15 protein-coding genes are annotated in these 15,167 nt (G+C 60.3%); 14 read left to right on the forward strand and 1 reads right to left on the reverse strand.

Features of this window, described 5'->3' with window-relative positions:
• Nucleotides 1-25: 25 nt before the first annotated feature.
• From QOM08_RS05585 to ispD, 7 genes are all read left to right on the forward strand, one after another.
• Entirely contained in the window at nt 26-973 is a 948-nt protein-coding gene (locus tag QOM08_RS05585) for an acetyl-CoA carboxylase carboxyltransferase subunit alpha (RefSeq protein WP_047227574.1), read from the forward strand.
• 131 nt (nt 974-1,104) lie between these two features.
• Complete coding sequence (gene tilS, locus QOM08_RS05590) at nt 1,105-2,406, forward strand: tRNA lysidine(34) synthetase TilS (RefSeq protein ID WP_316912673.1); 1,302 nt, start codon at nt 1,105-1,107, stop codon at nt 2,404-2,406.
• A gap of 298 nt (nt 2,407-2,704) precedes the next feature.
• The gene (locus tag QOM08_RS05595) at nt 2,705-4,336 is read left to right on the forward strand and encodes a CTP synthase (RefSeq protein ID WP_188251266.1); all 1,632 of its coding nucleotides are present in this window, start codon (nt 2,705-2,707) and stop codon (nt 4,334-4,336) included.
• Between the two features lie 4 nt (nt 4,337-4,340).
• The gene (kdsA, locus tag QOM08_RS05600; RefSeq protein ID WP_188251265.1) at nt 4,341-5,186 is read left to right on the forward strand and encodes a 3-deoxy-8-phosphooctulonate synthase; all 846 of its coding nucleotides are present in this window, start codon (nt 4,341-4,343) and stop codon (nt 5,184-5,186) included.
• Nucleotides 5,187-5,345: 159 nt separating this feature from the next.
• Nucleotides 5,346-6,635 carry a phosphopyruvate hydratase gene (eno, locus tag QOM08_RS05605; RefSeq protein WP_047227578.1) on the forward strand — a complete coding sequence of 430 codons (1,290 nt, stop codon included), beginning with the start codon at nt 5,346-5,348 and terminating at the stop codon, nt 6,633-6,635.
• Nucleotides 6,636-6,805: 170 nt separating this feature from the next.
• On the forward strand, nt 6,806-7,084 hold the full coding sequence (gene ftsB / locus QOM08_RS05610; RefSeq protein WP_047227579.1) for a cell division protein FtsB: 279 nt from the start codon (nt 6,806-6,808) through the stop codon (nt 7,082-7,084).
• Nucleotides 7,081-7,788, forward strand: a complete 708-nt coding sequence (ispD, locus tag QOM08_RS05615; RefSeq protein ID WP_316912674.1) for a 2-C-methyl-D-erythritol 4-phosphate cytidylyltransferase — start codon at nt 7,081-7,083, stop codon at nt 7,786-7,788. Before ftsB ends, ispD begins: the two co-directional genes overlap by 4 nt.
• Nucleotides 7,789-7,923: 135 nt before the next feature.
• Here the strand turns inward: ispD and QOM08_RS05620 are convergent, their stop codons facing one another.
• Nucleotides 7,924-8,820, reverse strand: a complete 897-nt coding sequence (locus QOM08_RS05620) for a LysR substrate-binding domain-containing protein (RefSeq protein WP_047227581.1) — start codon at nt 8,818-8,820, stop codon at nt 7,924-7,926.
• 107 nt (nt 8,821-8,927) lie between these two features.
• Here QOM08_RS05620 and QOM08_RS05625 point away from each other — a divergent pair, with 107 nt between their 5' ends.
• The 7 genes from QOM08_RS05625 (at nt 8,928) to QOM08_RS05655 (ending at nt 15,086) form a co-directional block, all read left to right on the forward strand.
• A complete protein-coding gene (locus QOM08_RS05625) occupies nt 8,928-10,040 on the forward strand; it encodes an S-(hydroxymethyl)glutathione dehydrogenase/class III alcohol dehydrogenase (RefSeq protein ID WP_139051048.1) in 1,113 nt (370 codons plus the stop codon).
• 82 nt (nt 10,041-10,122) lie between these two features.
• Nucleotides 10,123-10,977, forward strand: coding sequence for an S-formylglutathione hydrolase (gene fghA, locus QOM08_RS05630; protein WP_171061420.1), 855 nt, complete (start codon nt 10,123-10,125; stop codon nt 10,975-10,977).
• Between the two features lie 94 nt (nt 10,978-11,071).
• Nucleotides 11,072-11,545, forward strand: a complete 474-nt coding sequence (gene ispF, locus QOM08_RS05635; RefSeq protein ID WP_188251263.1) for a 2-C-methyl-D-erythritol 2,4-cyclodiphosphate synthase — start codon at nt 11,072-11,074, stop codon at nt 11,543-11,545.
• Entirely contained in the window at nt 11,542-12,600 is a 1,059-nt protein-coding gene (gene truD / locus QOM08_RS05640; protein ID WP_047227584.1) for a tRNA pseudouridine(13) synthase TruD, read from the forward strand. The genes ispF and truD overlap by 4 nt, the downstream gene beginning before the upstream one ends.
• Nucleotides 12,588-13,337, forward strand: coding sequence for a 5'/3'-nucleotidase SurE (gene surE, locus QOM08_RS05645; protein WP_047227585.1), 750 nt, complete (start codon nt 12,588-12,590; stop codon nt 13,335-13,337). The genes truD and surE overlap by 13 nt, the downstream gene beginning before the upstream one ends.
• A 41-nt stretch (nt 13,338-13,378) precedes the next feature.
• On the forward strand, nt 13,379-14,014 hold the full coding sequence (locus tag QOM08_RS05650; RefSeq protein ID WP_171061419.1) for a protein-L-isoaspartate(D-aspartate) O-methyltransferase: 636 nt from the start codon (nt 13,379-13,381) through the stop codon (nt 14,012-14,014).
• 226 nt (nt 14,015-14,240) lie between these two features.
• A complete protein-coding gene (locus QOM08_RS05655) occupies nt 14,241-15,086 on the forward strand; it encodes a peptidoglycan DD-metalloendopeptidase family protein (protein ID WP_047227587.1) in 846 nt (281 codons plus the stop codon).
• The last annotated feature ends 81 nt before the right edge of the window (nt 15,087-15,167 follow it).

The raw sequence follows: 15,167 nt of genomic DNA on the forward strand, positions 1-15,167 counted from the left end.
GGACGTCGACCCAAGACGGACGCCTATGAACCCGAATTTTCTAGATTTCGAACAGCCGATCGCCGACCTGCAAGCCAAGATCGAAGAGTTGCGCTTGGTCGGTAATGACAATTCGCTGAATATCGGCGATGAAATCTCTCGTCTGCAGGACAAAAGCCGCACGCTGACCGAAGACATCTTTGGCAAGCTGACCAGCTGGCAGATCGCCCGCCTGGCGCGTCATCCGCGTCGTCCCTACACCCTGGACTATATCGAGCACATCTTCACTGAGTTCGATGAGCTGCACGGCGATCGGCATTTCTCCGACGACGCCGCGATCGTGGGTGGCGTCGCCCGTCTGGACGACCAGCCAGTGATGGTCATCGGCCATCAGAAAGGCCGCGAAGTCCGCGAAAAGGTGCGCCGCAACTTCGGCATGCCGCGTCCGGAAGGCTATCGCAAGGCGTGCCGCCTGATGGAAATGGCCGAGCGCTTCAAGATGCCGATCCTGACCTTCATCGACACGCCGGGCGCTTATCCGGGCATCGACGCCGAAGAGCGCAACCAGAGCGAAGCGATCGCCTGGAACCTGCGCGTAATGGCACGACTGAAAACCCCGATCATCGCCACCGTGATCGGCGAAGGCGGTTCCGGCGGTGCGCTGGCCATTGGTGTCTGCGATCAGCTGAACATGCTGCAATACTCCACCTACGCGGTGATCTCGCCGGAAGGCTGCGCCTCGATTCTGTGGAAAACCGCCGAGAAGGCGCCGGATGCCGCCGAAGCCATGGGCATCACCGCTGAGCGTCTCAAAGGCCTGGGTATCGTGGATAAAGTGATCAGCGAGCCTGTAGGCGGCGCTCATCGTGATCCGGCCGCGGCTGCGGCGCTGATTCGTGCCGAGCTGAGCTCGCAACTGTCGATGCTCAAGAAGTTCGACAACGAGGCGCTGCTGGCCCGTCGCTATGAGCGGCTGATGAGCTACGGTCTCTGATCCGACCGCAATACCCATGTGGGAGCGAGCCTGCTCGCGATACGGTTTAACATTCAACAAATGAGTTGACTGATATACCGCCATCGCGAGCAGGCTCGCTCCCACAGTTGTTTGTGCCAAGGCTGACTCCTATGAACTCAAGCGCGGATCTGCCAACCCGGCTCCTCACACAGCTATCCCCCTGGCGCAACGCCGTCACCTGGCGCATCGCCTTCTCCGGTGGCCTCGATTCCACCGTCCTGCTGCACCTGCTCGCGTCTCTCTCCAAAACCCAAACCCTGCCACCGCTACGTGCTGTCCATGTCCATCATGGCCTTCAGGCTGTGGCCGATGCATGGCCGGACCATTGTCGCTCGGTCTGCAAGGCCCTTGGGGTGCCGCTGGAAGTAGTGAACGTGCAAGTCCGGGCCGGTGCCAGCGTCGAGCGTGCCGCCCGGGAGGCGCGTTATGCCGCCTTCGTGGCGCTGCTCCACAGCAATGAAGTGCTGCTCACCGGTCAGCATCGCGACGATCAGGCTGAAACTCTGTTGTTTCGTTTGTTGCGCGGGGCAGGGGTGAGGGGCTTGTCGGCGATGCCTCGGCAGCGTCCTCTGGGCCAGGGGTACTTGCTGCGACCCTTGCTCGATGTGTCCCGGGCGGAGCTGGAAGCCTACGCGACGCAACAGGGCTTGAACTGGATCGAAGACCCTTCCAACGACGATCACCGGTACGCGCGCAATTTCCTGCGCCAGCGAGTTTTCCCGGTATTGACCGAGCAGTGGCCCCAGGCCTCGACGACCCTCGCTCGCAGCGCTGCGCACCTGAGTGAGGCGCAAGGCTTGCTGGATGACCTGGCGCGAATCGATCTGGATCGAGCCATCACGCCCTGCGCGTTCGACTGGCTTGGGTTGCGGTCGCTTGAGTTGGCCCCGTTGCGAGCCTTGTCGCCGGCCCGTCAGCGTAATGCGTTGAGTCATTGGCTGGTTTCAATGACAACGCTGCCCGACAGTGATCATTGGTCTGGCTGGGACTCGTTGCGCGATGCAGCGGACGACGCCCGGCCGATCTGGCGGCTGGCCGGTGGTGAACTGCACCGCGCCGGCGGACGCGTCTGGTGGTTATCCGACCGCTGGCTGCGACCGGCCGCAGGCCCCGTAGAATGGACGCTGACTGCTCAAGCATTGACCCTGCCAGACAACGGCACGGTGGCCCTCGACGGTAAAATGCCCGACGGACCGCTCTGCGTCCGCTATCGTCAGGGAGGTGAAGCCATGATGTTGCCTGGTCGTGGTCACCGGGACCTCAAGCGTTTGCTCAACGAAAGAGGCGTGCCGGCGTTTGCGCGCGGTCGATTGCCGCTGCTGTATCGGGACGAGCAATTGCTGGCAGTGGCTGGCTTGCCAGGACTCGACAGCGGCATTGATGGCAACTGGCAACTGATCTGGCAGCCATGAAACCAAGATCTGGGTTTGAGCTGAAAGGGGCTTTCCGGTAGACTACGCTCCCTTCTTGATACAACTTCTGTGGATTCGCCTGAATTGCAGGAGTTGCCGATTACCAAGCAGTCTTTGCTGGGCGATTCCAAAAAATGTGTAGCGAGCAACGTACCGGTGATTTCACTTCCGGTCTGTCCCAACGCGGCGGTTTTTTTGAAAGGTGCACTGTGATTAATGCAGGTGATCGGGGGCTTCGGCCTTCCTTCGCTTTCCCCGGCGGCTCGGACCGCTTTAACGCAGACTTCTAGGGTTTTTCATGACGCGCTACATATTCGTCACGGGCGGTGTTGTTTCTTCATTGGGGAAAGGCATTGCCTCGGCTTCATTGGCGGCCATCCTGGAGGCGCGGGGACTTAAGGTCACCATGCTCAAGCTGGACCCGTACATCAACGTCGACCCGGGCACCATGAGCCCGTTCCAGCACGGTGAAGTGTTCGTCACCCACGACGGCGCCGAGACCGACCTGGACCTGGGCCACTACGAGCGGTTCATCCGCACGACCATGACCCAGAACAACAACTTCACCACCGGCCGTGTCTACGAGCACGTGCTGCGCAAAGAGCGCCGTGGTGATTACCTGGGGGCGACCATCCAGGTCATCCCGCACATCACCGACGAAATCAAGCGCCGCATCATCAAGGGTGCCGGCGACGCCGACGTGGCGATGGTCGAAATCGGCGGCACTGTGGGTGACATCGAGTCCCAGCCGTTCCTCGAAGCCATCCGCCAGTTGCGTTTCGAAATCGGCGCCAAGCGCGCGATGCTGATGCACCTGACCCTGGTTCCGTACATCGCCACCGCTGGCGAAACCAAGACCAAGCCCACCCAGCACTCGGTCAAGGAACTGCGCTCCATCGGCCTGCAGCCGGATGTGCTGATCTGCCGCTCCGACCACCCGATCGATATTTCTTCGCGGCGCAAGATCGCCCAGTTCACCAACGTTGAAGAGCGTGCGGTGATCGGCCTGGAAGACGCTGACACTATCTACAAGATCCCGGGTATCCTGCACTCCCAGGGCCTGGACGATTTCGTCGTCGAGCGTTTCGGCTTGCAGTGCGCCAGCGCCGACCTGTCCGAATGGGAAGCGGTGGTCGATGCCAAACTCAACCCGGAACACGAAGTCACCATCGCCATGGTCGGCAAGTACATGGAGCTGCTGGATGCCTACAAGTCGCTGATCGAGGCGATGAGTCACGCCGGTATCAGCAACCGTACCAAGGTCAACCTGCGCTATATCGACTCTGAAGACATCGAGAACCAAGGCACCGGTCTGCTCGAAGGCGCCGATGCGATCCTCGTGCCGGGCGGCTTTGGCCTGCGGGGCGTGGAAGGCAAGATCACCGCTGTTCAATACGCTCGCGAAAACAAGGTGCCTTACCTGGGCATCTGCCTGGGCATGCAAGTGGCGGTCATTGAGTTCGCCCGTAACGTGATGGGCTGGAAGGACGCCAACTCCACCGAATTCGATCGCGCCAGCGGTCACCCGGTCGTGGGCCTGATCACCGAGTGGGAAGATGCCACCGGCGCTGTGGAAATACGCACCGAAGCCTCCGACCTGGGCGGCACCATGCGTCTCGGTGCCCAGGAATGCCTGCTTGAAGCCGGCTCCAAGGTGCACGATTGCTACGCCAAGGATGTGATCGTCGAGCGTCACCGCCATCGCTACGAAGTGAACAACAACCTGCTGCCGCAACTGATCGAGGCCGGCCTGAAAATCTCCGGTCGTTCCGGTGACGGCGCGCTGGTGGAGGTGGTCGAAGCCCCGGATCATCCATGGTTCGTTGCTTGCCAGTTTCACCCCGAGTTCACCTCGACGCCACGGGACGGCCACCCGCTGTTCAGTGGTTTCGTGAAAGCCGCATTGGCTCAACACCAGAAGAAGGCATAAAACGATGGCCCAGAAGATCATTCGCGTCGGCGACATCGAGATTGCCAACGACAAGCCCATGGTGCTGTTCGGCGGCATGAACGTACTGGAAAGCCGTGACATGGCGATGCAGGTCTGCGAGGAGTACGTGAAGGTCACCCAGAAGCTGGGCATCCCTTATGTCTTCAAGGCCAGTTTCGACAAGGCCAATCGCTCGTCCGTGACCTCTTACCGTGGCCCTGGCCTGGAAGAGGGCATGCGCATCTTCCAGGACATCAAACAAGCCTTCGGCGTGCCGATCATCACCGACGTCCACGAGCCTGAGCAGGCCGCGGTGGTCGCCGAGGTCTGCGACATCATTCAGTTGCCGGCCTTCCTGTCGCGCCAGACCGACCTGGTGGTCGCGATGGCCAAGACCGGTGCGGTGATCAACATCAAGAAAGCCCAGTTCCTCGCGCCCCAGGAAATGAAGCACATCCTGAGCAAATGCGAAGAGGCCGGCAATGACCAGTTGATCCTCTGCGAGCGTGGTTCGAGCTTCGGCTACAACAACCTGGTGGTGGACATGCTTGGCTTCGGCATCATGAAGCAGTTCGAATACCCGGTGTTCTTCGACGTGACCCACGCGCTGCAAATGCCCGGTGGTCGTTCCGATTCCGCAGGGGGGCGGCGCGCCCAGGTCACCGACCTGGCCAAGGCCGGCATGAGCCAGTCCCTGGCAGGTCTGTTCCTCGAGGCCCACCCGGACCCGGACAATGCCAAGTGTGACGGCCCTTGTGCCTTGCGCTTGAACAAGCTGGAACCCTTCTTGTCTCAGCTCAAGGCGTTGGACGAACTGGTCAAGAGTTTTCCGACGATAGAAACCGCGTAACGCGGTTTTCTCCGGTAAAGTACCGCTCGATTATCGCTCTGGCCCGCTGGCCGCACTGCTTTTGTGGGAGCATGGCTTGCCAGCGATGACGTCCTTCGGGACCGTCGTCGGCAAGCCTTACTGTTACAGCGTTTCGTCAACTTTGGAGTGTTTACAACAATGGCAAAAATCGTCGACATCAAAGGTCGTGAAGTTCTCGACTCCCGTGGCAACCCCACTGTTGAAGCGGACGTGCTTCTCGACAACGGTATCATCGGCAGCGCCTGCGCGCCGTCCGGTGCTTCCACTGGCTCGCGCGAAGCGCTGGAGCTGCGTGATGGCGACAAGAGCCGTTACCTGGGCAAGGGCGTGCTCAAAGCCGTCGCCAACATCAACGGTCCGATCCGTGACCTGTTGCTGGGCAAGGATCCTGCCGACCAGAAAGCCCTTGATCACGCGATGATCAAGCTCGACGGTACGGAAAACAAAGCCACCCTGGGCGCCAACGCGATCCTCGCCGTGTCCCTGGCCGCTGCCAAGGCTGCCGCCCAGGACCAGGACCTGCCGCTGTACGCACACATCGCCAACCTCAACGGTACCCCGGGTGTCTACTCGATGCCGGTGCCGATGATGAACATCATCAACGGTGGCGAGCACGCCGATAACAACGTCGACATCCAGGAATTCATGGTCCAGCCAGTGGGCGCCAAGTCCTTCTCCGAAGGCCTGCGCATGGGCACCGAGATTTTCCATCACCTCAAGGCTGTGCTGAAGGCCCGTGGCCTGAGCACTGCCGTTGGCGACGAAGGCGGTTTCGCACCGAACCTGGCGTCCAACGAAGACGCGCTGAAAGTGATCTCCGAAGCCGTGGCCAACGCCGGTTACAAGCTGGGCACCGACGTGACCCTGGCCCTGGACTGCGCGGCCAGTGAGTTCTTCGAAGACGGCAAGTACAACCTGTCCGGTGAAGGCCAGGTGTTCACCGCCGAAGGTTTTGCCGACTACCTCAAGGGCCTGACCGAGCGCTACCCGATCATCTCCATCGAAGATGGCCTGGACGAGTCCGACTGGGCCGGCTGGAAAATCCTCACCGACAAGATCGGCGAAAAAACCCAGCTGGTAGGCGACGACCTGTTCGTAACCAACACCAAGATCCTGAAAGAAGGCATCGACAAGAAGATCGCCAACTCGATCCTGATCAAGTTCAACCAGATCGGCACCCTGACCGAAACCCTGGAAGCCATCCAGATGGCCAAGGCCGCCGGCTACACTGCCGTGATCTCCCACCGCTCCGGCGAAACCGAAGATTCGACCATTGCCGACCTGGCCGTGGGCACTGCGGCAGGCCAGATCAAGACCGGTTCGCTGTGCCGTTCCGATCGCGTCTCCAAGTACAACCAACTGCTGCGTATTGAAGAGCAGTTGAACGGCAAGGCCAAGTACAACGGTCGTGCCGAGTTTCGCGGTTAAGCGGTAGATGGTAAAAAGACACCGGATGATGTCGAAAAAGTCGCAATAGCGGCGGTTTTGCCTCTAATCTGATGCCTTATCAAGCACAAGCCTGGTTTTTCCAGGCTTCGTGCTATCAGACGCTTCAAAGTGTGGCATGGCTGTCTTTTTCACTGGAAACCTGAGATTCGATGCGCAGTCCCAATTGGTTGTTTCTTGTCTTGCTCCTGTTGCTGGCTGGCCTGCAGTACCGCCTTTGGGTGGGTAATGGCAGCCTGGCGCAAGTGGCGGACCTGACTCAGCAGATTGCCGAACAGCATGCCGAAAACGAGGCGTTGCTGGAGCGTAACCGGGTGATGGACGCCGAAGTCAGTGAACTGAAAAAAGGCATGGAGACCGTTGAAGAGCGGGCTCGCCATGAACTGGGCATGGTTAAAGAGGGCGAAACCCTCTACCAGTTGGCCCAATGAGTATCCGTTTGCCGGCCTTCTGGGCCGTGATTCCTGCCGCGGGCGTTGGAGCCCGTATGGCTGCGGACCGTCCCAAGCAATACCTGCAACTGGGCGGACGCACAATTCTCGAACACAGCCTTGGCTGTTTCCTCGATCATCCGACCGTAAAAGGCGTGGTGGTCAGTGTTGCCCACGATGACCCTTATTGGCCGACCCTGGCCTGCGCCAGCGATACACGCATCCAGCGCGTGGACGGTGGCGAACAACGTTCGGATTCGGTGCTCAATGCCTTGCTGCATCTTCACGGACAGGGTGCCGATGATCACGACTGGGTCTTGGTGCACGACGCCGCCCGGCCCAACCTGGCCCGGGACGATCTGGACACATTGCTCAGGGAACTGGCGAATGATCCGGTCGGCGGCCTCCTGGCTGTGCCGGCGCGTGACACCCTCAAGCGAGTCGACAAGCACGGCCGTGTAGTGGAAACCGTTGACCGCAGCGTCATCTGGCAAGCCTATACACCGCAAATGTTTCGTCTCGGTGCCCTGCACCGGGCCCTGGCGGACAGCCTGGTGGCCGATGCCGTGATTACCGATGAAGCGTCCGCCATGGAATGGGCAGGGCAAGCGCCACGCCTGATCGAAGGGCGGGCCGATAACCTCAAGGTCACACGCCCTGAAGATCTGGAGTGGTTGCGCCAGCGTTGGGCGAATCGCCATTAAGTGGAATCGCCATCGCGAGCAGGCTCGCTCCCACAAGGGACTTTGGCTGTACACAAAATTTGTAGCCGCTGAAGATCCAGTGTGGGAGCGAGCCTGCTCGCGATGGCAATCGCTCAGGTCACATGAAAACCAGTGTTACCCCCGATACTCCGGCCGCTGCGCCAACCCCTCCTTCAAGTAATCCACCAACTTGCGCACCTTCGGCGACAAATGCCGTTGCTGCGGATACAACGCCCACACCGCTGTATTCGGCGGCTGGTGAGCCTCTAACAGCGATATCAACGCCCCGCTGTGCAAATGCTCCAACACGTAATAATCCGGCAACTGACACAATCCCACCCCTTGCAAAGCCGCATCCAGCACCGCCTGCCCGCTGTTACAACGCCAGTTTCCCTGCACTCGTTGGGAAAATTCCCGCCCGTTCTGCTCCAGTTGCCAGAGGTCGGAGCTGCCGATCAGGCAATTGTGGCGGCTCAATTCCGACAAGCTATGGGGGCGACCGTAGCGCTCCAGGTAGGACGCCGATGCGCACAGGTACATGCGCCGTGGCGCCAGGCGCGTGGCAACCAGGCGCGAGTCCTGCAAACGGCCCAGGCGAATCGCCAGGTCCAGGCCTTCGTGAACCAGATCGAGGGGGCGGTTGCTCAGTTCGATGTCCACCCGCAATTGCGGATAAAGCGTCATGAACCGTGTCACCAGCGGCACAATGAACCGCTCGCCGTAGGCCACGGCACAGGTCATGCGCAACATGCCCTTGGGTTCGCTGGTGAGGTCGCCCACCGCTCGCAGTGCTTCTTCACGTCCGTCCTGCAGGCGCTGGCAATGCTGCAAGAACGTCTGGCCGGCCTCGGTCAGGGTGACCCGGCGGGTACTGCGATACAGCAGTCGTGTCTGCAGACGCTCTTCAAGCCGTACGATTTGTCGACTGATGTGGGAAGACGAAACGCCCAGGCGTTCGGCTGCGGCGGTGAATTGGCTGCATTCGGCCACGGCGACGAATTCGTCAATGCCCTCCCAGCGGTTATCGGACATGAATGATTATCCCTGTGCAGCAATAATGTTTTGCTTTTGGTTGGATTATTCATCGTCCGGTGAGGGATTACACTCCCTGTCTTGTTTTTATTTGCTGGAGACTCCCCATGATCAAGTCACGCGCGGCCGTTGCCTTCGAGGCCAAGAAACCCCTGGAAATCGTTGAAGTCGACGTCGCCATGCCCAAGGCGGGCGAAGTGTTGCTGCGCGTGGTGGCCTCGGGTGTCTGCCACACCGATGCCTACACCTTGTCGGGCGCCGACCCGGAAGGGATCTTCCCGTCGATCCTCGGCCATGAAGGCGGCGCCATCGTCGAAGCTATCGGCGAAGGCGTGACGTCGGTTGCGGTGGGCGATCACGTCATTCCGCTGTATACGCCGGAGTGCGGCCAGTGCAAATTCTGTAAGTCGGGCAAGACCAACCTGTGTCAGGCGATTCGCGCCACCCAAGGCAAAGGCCTGATGCCAGATGGCACCTCGCGCTTTTCCTACAAGGGTGAGACGATTTTCCACTACATGGGGACCTCGACGTTCTCCGAATACACCGTATTGCCAGAAATTTCCGTGGCGAAAATCCCCAAAGAAGCGCCGCTGGAAAAAGTCTGCCTGCTGGGTTGCGGCGTCACCACCGGTATCGGCGCGGTCCTCAACACCGCCAAGGTCAAGCCGGGTGACACCGTGGCGATCTTCGGCCTGGGCGGCATTGGCCTGTCGGCGGTGATTGGTGCGGTGAAAGCCAAGGCATCGCGCATCATTGCCATCGACATCAACCCGGCCAAGTTCGAAATCGCCAAGCAACTGGGTGCCACCGATTGCGTCAACCCGAAGGATTTCGACCGTCCGATCCAGGAAGTCATCGTCGACATGACGGACGGCGGCGTGGACTTTTCCTTCGAGTGCATCGGCAATGTGCAACTGATGCGCGCCGCATTGGAATGCTGCCACAAGGGCTGGGGCGAGTCGGTGATCATCGGTGTGGCCGGGGCCGGCCAGGAAATCGCCACCCGTCCATTCCAGTTGGTGACCGGGCGCGTCTGGCGCGGTTCGGCGTTTGGCGGCGTGCGCGGGCGCAGCGAATTGCCAAGCTACGTGGAAATGGCCGAGAAGGGCGAGATTCCGCTGGATACCTTCATCACCCACACCATGGGCCTGGAAGATATCAACAAGGCGTTCGACCTGATGCATGAAGGCAAGAGCATCCGTACCGTTATTAATTTCTAAGGAGCAGCCATGAGCTTCAAGCCACAAGCTGCAAGTCGGTACACCGCCACTTGCCGCTTGAAGCTTGTCGCTTGCAGCTGAAATGCCAATGAACCTTGAAAACATTTCCTGCCAGAAAAGCTTCGGCGGCTGGCACAAGCGTTACCGGCATCGTTCCGAAGTGCTTGGTTGTGACATGGTGTTTGCCGTGTACCTGCCGCCCCAGGCCGAGCAGGGCGGCAAGTTGCCTGTGGTGTATTGGTTGTCCGGGTTGACCTGCACCGACGAGAACTTCATGCAAAAGGCCGGCGCCCAGCGCATGGCTGCCGAACTGGGCCTGATTATTGTCGCGCCGGACACCAGCCCGCGCGGCGCCGACGTGCCGGGCGATCCGGACGGTGCCTGGGACTTTGGCCTGGGTGCGGGGTTTTATCTGAACGCCACGCAGGAACCGTGGGCGCGGCACTATCGGATGCATGACTACGTGGTGCAGGAATTGCCGGCCTTGGTCGAAGCGCATTTCCCGGCCTCGGATAAGCGCGGCATCAGTGGTCACTCCATGGGTGGCCACGGCGCGCTGGTCTGCGCTTTGCGTAACCCAGGGCGTTACCGCTCGGTGTCGGCATTTTCGCCGATCAACAATCCGATGGATTGCCCGTGGGGCCAGAAGGCGTTTTCTCGTTATCTGGGGGAAGACCGCTCGAAGTGGCGTGAGTGGGATGCCTGTGCATTGATCGCCGAAGCTGGCGAAAAGCTGCCGTTGCTGGTGGATCAGGGCGATCGCGATGATTTCCTGGCCAACCAGCTCAAGCCCGAAGCCTTGCAGCAAGCGGCCAAGGCTGCCGGTCATCCGTTGGAGCTGCGCCTGCAACCGGGCTACGACCACAGCTACTTCTTCATCGCCAGCTTCATTGAGGATCACTTGCAACATCATGCCCACGCTTTAGGGGGCTCTTAGTCCGTTTCCCCTTGGCGAGGGAGCTAATTGAGGGCGCTCCCCACGCTGAATGCAGGTAGAATCACGCCCTGACAAAAATCGGGGCGTTTTTTTTATGCGTATTGGCCACGGCTACGATGTTCACCGTTTCGCTGAAGGCGACTTCATTACTCTGGGCGGCGTGCGTATTGCACACAGCTTCGGGCTGCTCGCGCATTCTGACGGTGACGTCCTGCTGCACGCCTTGAGCGACGCCTTGCTTGGCGCGGCCGCGCTGGGGGATATTGGCAAACATTTCCCCGACACCGACCCGCAGTTCAAGGGCGCCGACAGCCGGGTGCTGCTGCGCCATGTGGTCTCGCTGATCCAGGCCAAGGGCTGGAAAGTCGGCAATGTCGATAACACCATCGTCGCCCAGGCGCCAAAAATGGCGCCACACATCGAAACGATGCGTCGGTTGATTGCCGAGGACCTGCAAGTTGAGCTGGACCAGGTCAACGTGAAAGCCACCACCACCGAGAAACTTGGTTTCGTCGGTCGCGAAGAAGGCATTGCCGTTCATAGCGTTGCCTTGTTGCTGCGCCCATGACCGAACTGGAACTATTAGGCCCCCGTGCCTACGGCGAGTCGCTGGGCAGCGCAGTACTCAAGGCCACTGCTGAAGATTTTCAGGTCGACGAAGTGCTCGACATCCCGCTCACGGGCGAAGGCGAGCACTTATGGATCTGGGTTGAAAAACGCGGTTTGAACACTGAAGAAGCGGCTCGGCGAATTGCCAAGGCCGCTGGCGTATCGTTGCGCACCGTCAGTTATGCCGGTCTCAAGGACCGCCAGGCGCTGACCCGCCAGTGGTTCAGCGTCCAGTTGCCGGGCAAGGCCGACCCGGACCTGTCGGCGGCAGAAAACGAAACGCTGAAGATCCTCAAGACCGGTCGCCATAAACGCAAGCTGCAACGCGGCGCGCACTCGGCCAATGGCTTTACTTTGCGCCTGACCCAGTTCAAGGGCGACCCAGCGGCGATCGATGCGCGTCTGCAACAGATCGCCCGTCTGGGCATTCCCAATTATTTCGGCGCCCAGCGCTTCGGGCATGACGGCGGTAACCTCGTCGATGCCCGCGCCTGGGCGGCGCGCAAGGCTTTGCCGGAACAGCGCAATGTGCGTTCGCGGCTGTTGTCCACCGCCCGCAGCTTTCTGTTCAACCGGGTGTTGGCGGCTCGGGTGGCCGATGGCACCTGGCAGCACGCGCAAGTGGGCGACTTGCTGGCGTTCACCGACAGCCGCAGTTTTTTCCCCGCCGGCGAGGCCGAGTGCAGTGACCCACGCCTGGCGATTCTCGACCTGCACCCCACCGGGCCGCAGTGGGGCGAGGGACCTTCGCCTGCCGCCGGCGCGGTCCATGATCTGGAGCAGGCCATCGCCGAGGCGGAGGCCGATCTGCGCGACTGGTTGATAAACGCGGGAATGAGTCACGAACGTCGCATCCTGCGACTGCCCATTGGCGGCCTGTCGTGGCATTATCCCTCGCCTGACATTCTGCAACTGGAATTCGTCCTGCCGGCCGGATGTTTCGCCACTGTCTTGGTGCGCGAACTCGTCGATCTGGTGCCGGTGGGGCAGACGGACAGCCCATGCGTATTCTGATTTCTAACGACGACGGGGTGACAGCACCCGGCCTTGCCGCGCTTTATGCTGCGCTGGCGGATTTTGCCGAATGCGTGGTCATCGCCCCGGACCAGGACAAAAGCGGCGCGAGCAGTTCGCTGACGCTCGACCGACCATTACACCCGTGCTACCTGGATAATGGTTTCATCAGCCTCAACGGCACCCCGACCGACTGCGTGCACCTGGGCCTGAACGGCTTGCTGGAGCGCGAGCCGGACATGGTGGTTTCGGGCATCAACCTGGGGGCCAACCTGGGGGATGACGTGCTTTATTCCGGCACCGTGGCCGCCGCCCTTGAGGGCCGTTTCCTCGGGCATCCGTCGTTTGCCTTTTCGTTTGTTTCGCGGCAAGTCGATAATCTGCCTACTGCCGCCTACTTCGCCCGCAAGTTGGTCGAGGCCCATGGCGAGCTGGACCTGCCACCGCGCACGGTGCTGAACGTGAACATTCCGAACCTGCCACTGGATCACATCCGAGGCATCCAGCTCACTCGCCTGGGGCATCGTGCCCGCGCGGCCAAACCCATGCAGGTGGTCGATCCCCGGGGCAAGGCCGGTTACTGGATCGCCGCCGCCGGTGATGCCGAGGATGGCGGGCCAGGCACCGATTTTCATGCAGTGATGCAAGGCTATGTCTCGATAACGCCGTTGCAGCTGGATCGGACCTTCAACGATGCTTTTCGAACGCTCGATGGCTGGCTGGAGGGGCTGCGCTGATGGCTCGCGAGCAAGACGATATACTGCGCCGCGGAATCGGCATGACCTCCCAGCGTACCCGGGAGCGCCTGATTCAACGGCTCTATGAAGAAGGCCTTTCCAACGCCCAGGTGCTGGAAGTGATTCGCCGCACCCCACGGCATTTGTTCGTCGATGAAGCCTTGGCCCATCGCGCCTACGAAGACACCGCATTGCCGATCGGCCACAACCAGACCATTTCCCAGCCTTATATGGTGGCCCGCATGAGCGAGTTGCTGCTGGAGGCGGGGCCGCTGGACAAGGTGCTGGAGATTGGCACCGGTTCGGGTTACCAGACGGCGGTGTTGTCGCAGCTGGTGGAGCGGGTATTTTCCGTGGAGCGGATCAAGGTGCTGCAGGATCGCGCCAAGGAACGCCTGGTGGAACTGAACCTGCGCAATGTGGTGTTTCGCTGGGGTGATGGCTGGGAAGGCTGGCCGGCCCTGGCACCTTATAACGGCATCATCGTGACCGCCGTTGCCACTGATGTGCCCCAGGCCTTGCTGGATCAACTGGCTCCCGGCGGCCGGCTGGTCATTCCGGTGGGGGCTGGTGAAGTCCAGCAGTTGATGCTGATCGTGCGCGAAGAACAGGGTTTTTCTCGCCACGTGCTGGGGGCGGTTCGGTTCGTTCCGTTGCTTAACGGGCCATTGGCCTGAGCATTTATAAACAGACGCTGAATTCCGTGGCGTGGGTTGTGTCTTACACCGGCGCTGATCAATTTACCGTTGATTGGTTAAACGGATTGCAACGGCGTCGAGCAAACGTGTGCGGCAGCACCTCGCGCTTCATTAATAGAGGTGGGGTTGCGGCCAGCTGTATTTGTAATACCGTTGCCTGCACAGGCAGTTTCCAATTTTTCAACCACCACAAAGGGAGCGGCGGGTGAGTCTCACAGTCATTGCGCAGCGTATGGGTATCACGAGCTTTCAGCGCCTGGTGACTGGCCTTGTCTTGAGTACCTTGCTGGTCGGTTGCTCCAGTACCCCGTCGGGTAACGTCCGGGTTGTCGATCGCACCAACGCGACGCCTCAACGTCCTACAGTAACGACCGGTCAGTATGTAGTCCGTCGCGGTGATACGCTGTTTTCCATCGCTTTTCGCTATGGCTGGGACTACAAAGCCCTCGCAGCGCGAAACAACATTCCTGCGCCTTATACGATTCATCCGGGTCAGAGAATTCGCTTTGATGGGCGCAGTGGTTCAACGCCTACCGCGGTGGTGACTCAGTCCGGTTCGACGGCTTCGTCGTCGAGTAGAACCACGGTGATTCAACGTCCGGTCGGTGCCGCAACGGCAACAGTACCGTCCGTCGCGAGCAAACCGACACCTGCTCCTACCCCCGCGCCAGGCCCCAGCCCGAGCGGCTGGGGATGGCCTTCTAATGGCGTTCTGATTGGAAAATTCTCTTCAAACGGTAGTTTGAATAAAGGAATTGATATCGCCGGGGATTTGGGACAGCCTGTTTTAGCCGCGTCTGATGGCACGGTTGTGTACGCCGGGAGTGGTTTAAGGGGCTACGGCGAACTCGTGATCATCAAACACAGCGATACCTACGTCAGTGCCTACGGTCACAACCGCAGGCTGTTGGTTCGGGAGGGGCAGCAGGTCAAGGTCGGGCAAAAAATTGCCGAAATGGGATCAACGGGAACGGACCGGGTGAAACTGCATTTTGAGATTCGCCGACAAGGTAAGCCAGTCGATCCGCTGCAATTCCTGCCACGTCGTTGATTTGATTGTCAGCCTGTTCCGTCACGTAGAGGGAACAGGCTCCAGCGTTGCCAAGGATAAAGGCGTCGCTTGAGCTTGAGG

Origin of the sequence: Pseudomonas sp. P105 (assembly GCF_032614175.1) — a bacterium.
Classification (GTDB): Bacteria; Pseudomonadota; Gammaproteobacteria; order Pseudomonadales; family Pseudomonadaceae; genus Aquipseudomonas; species Aquipseudomonas rhizophila.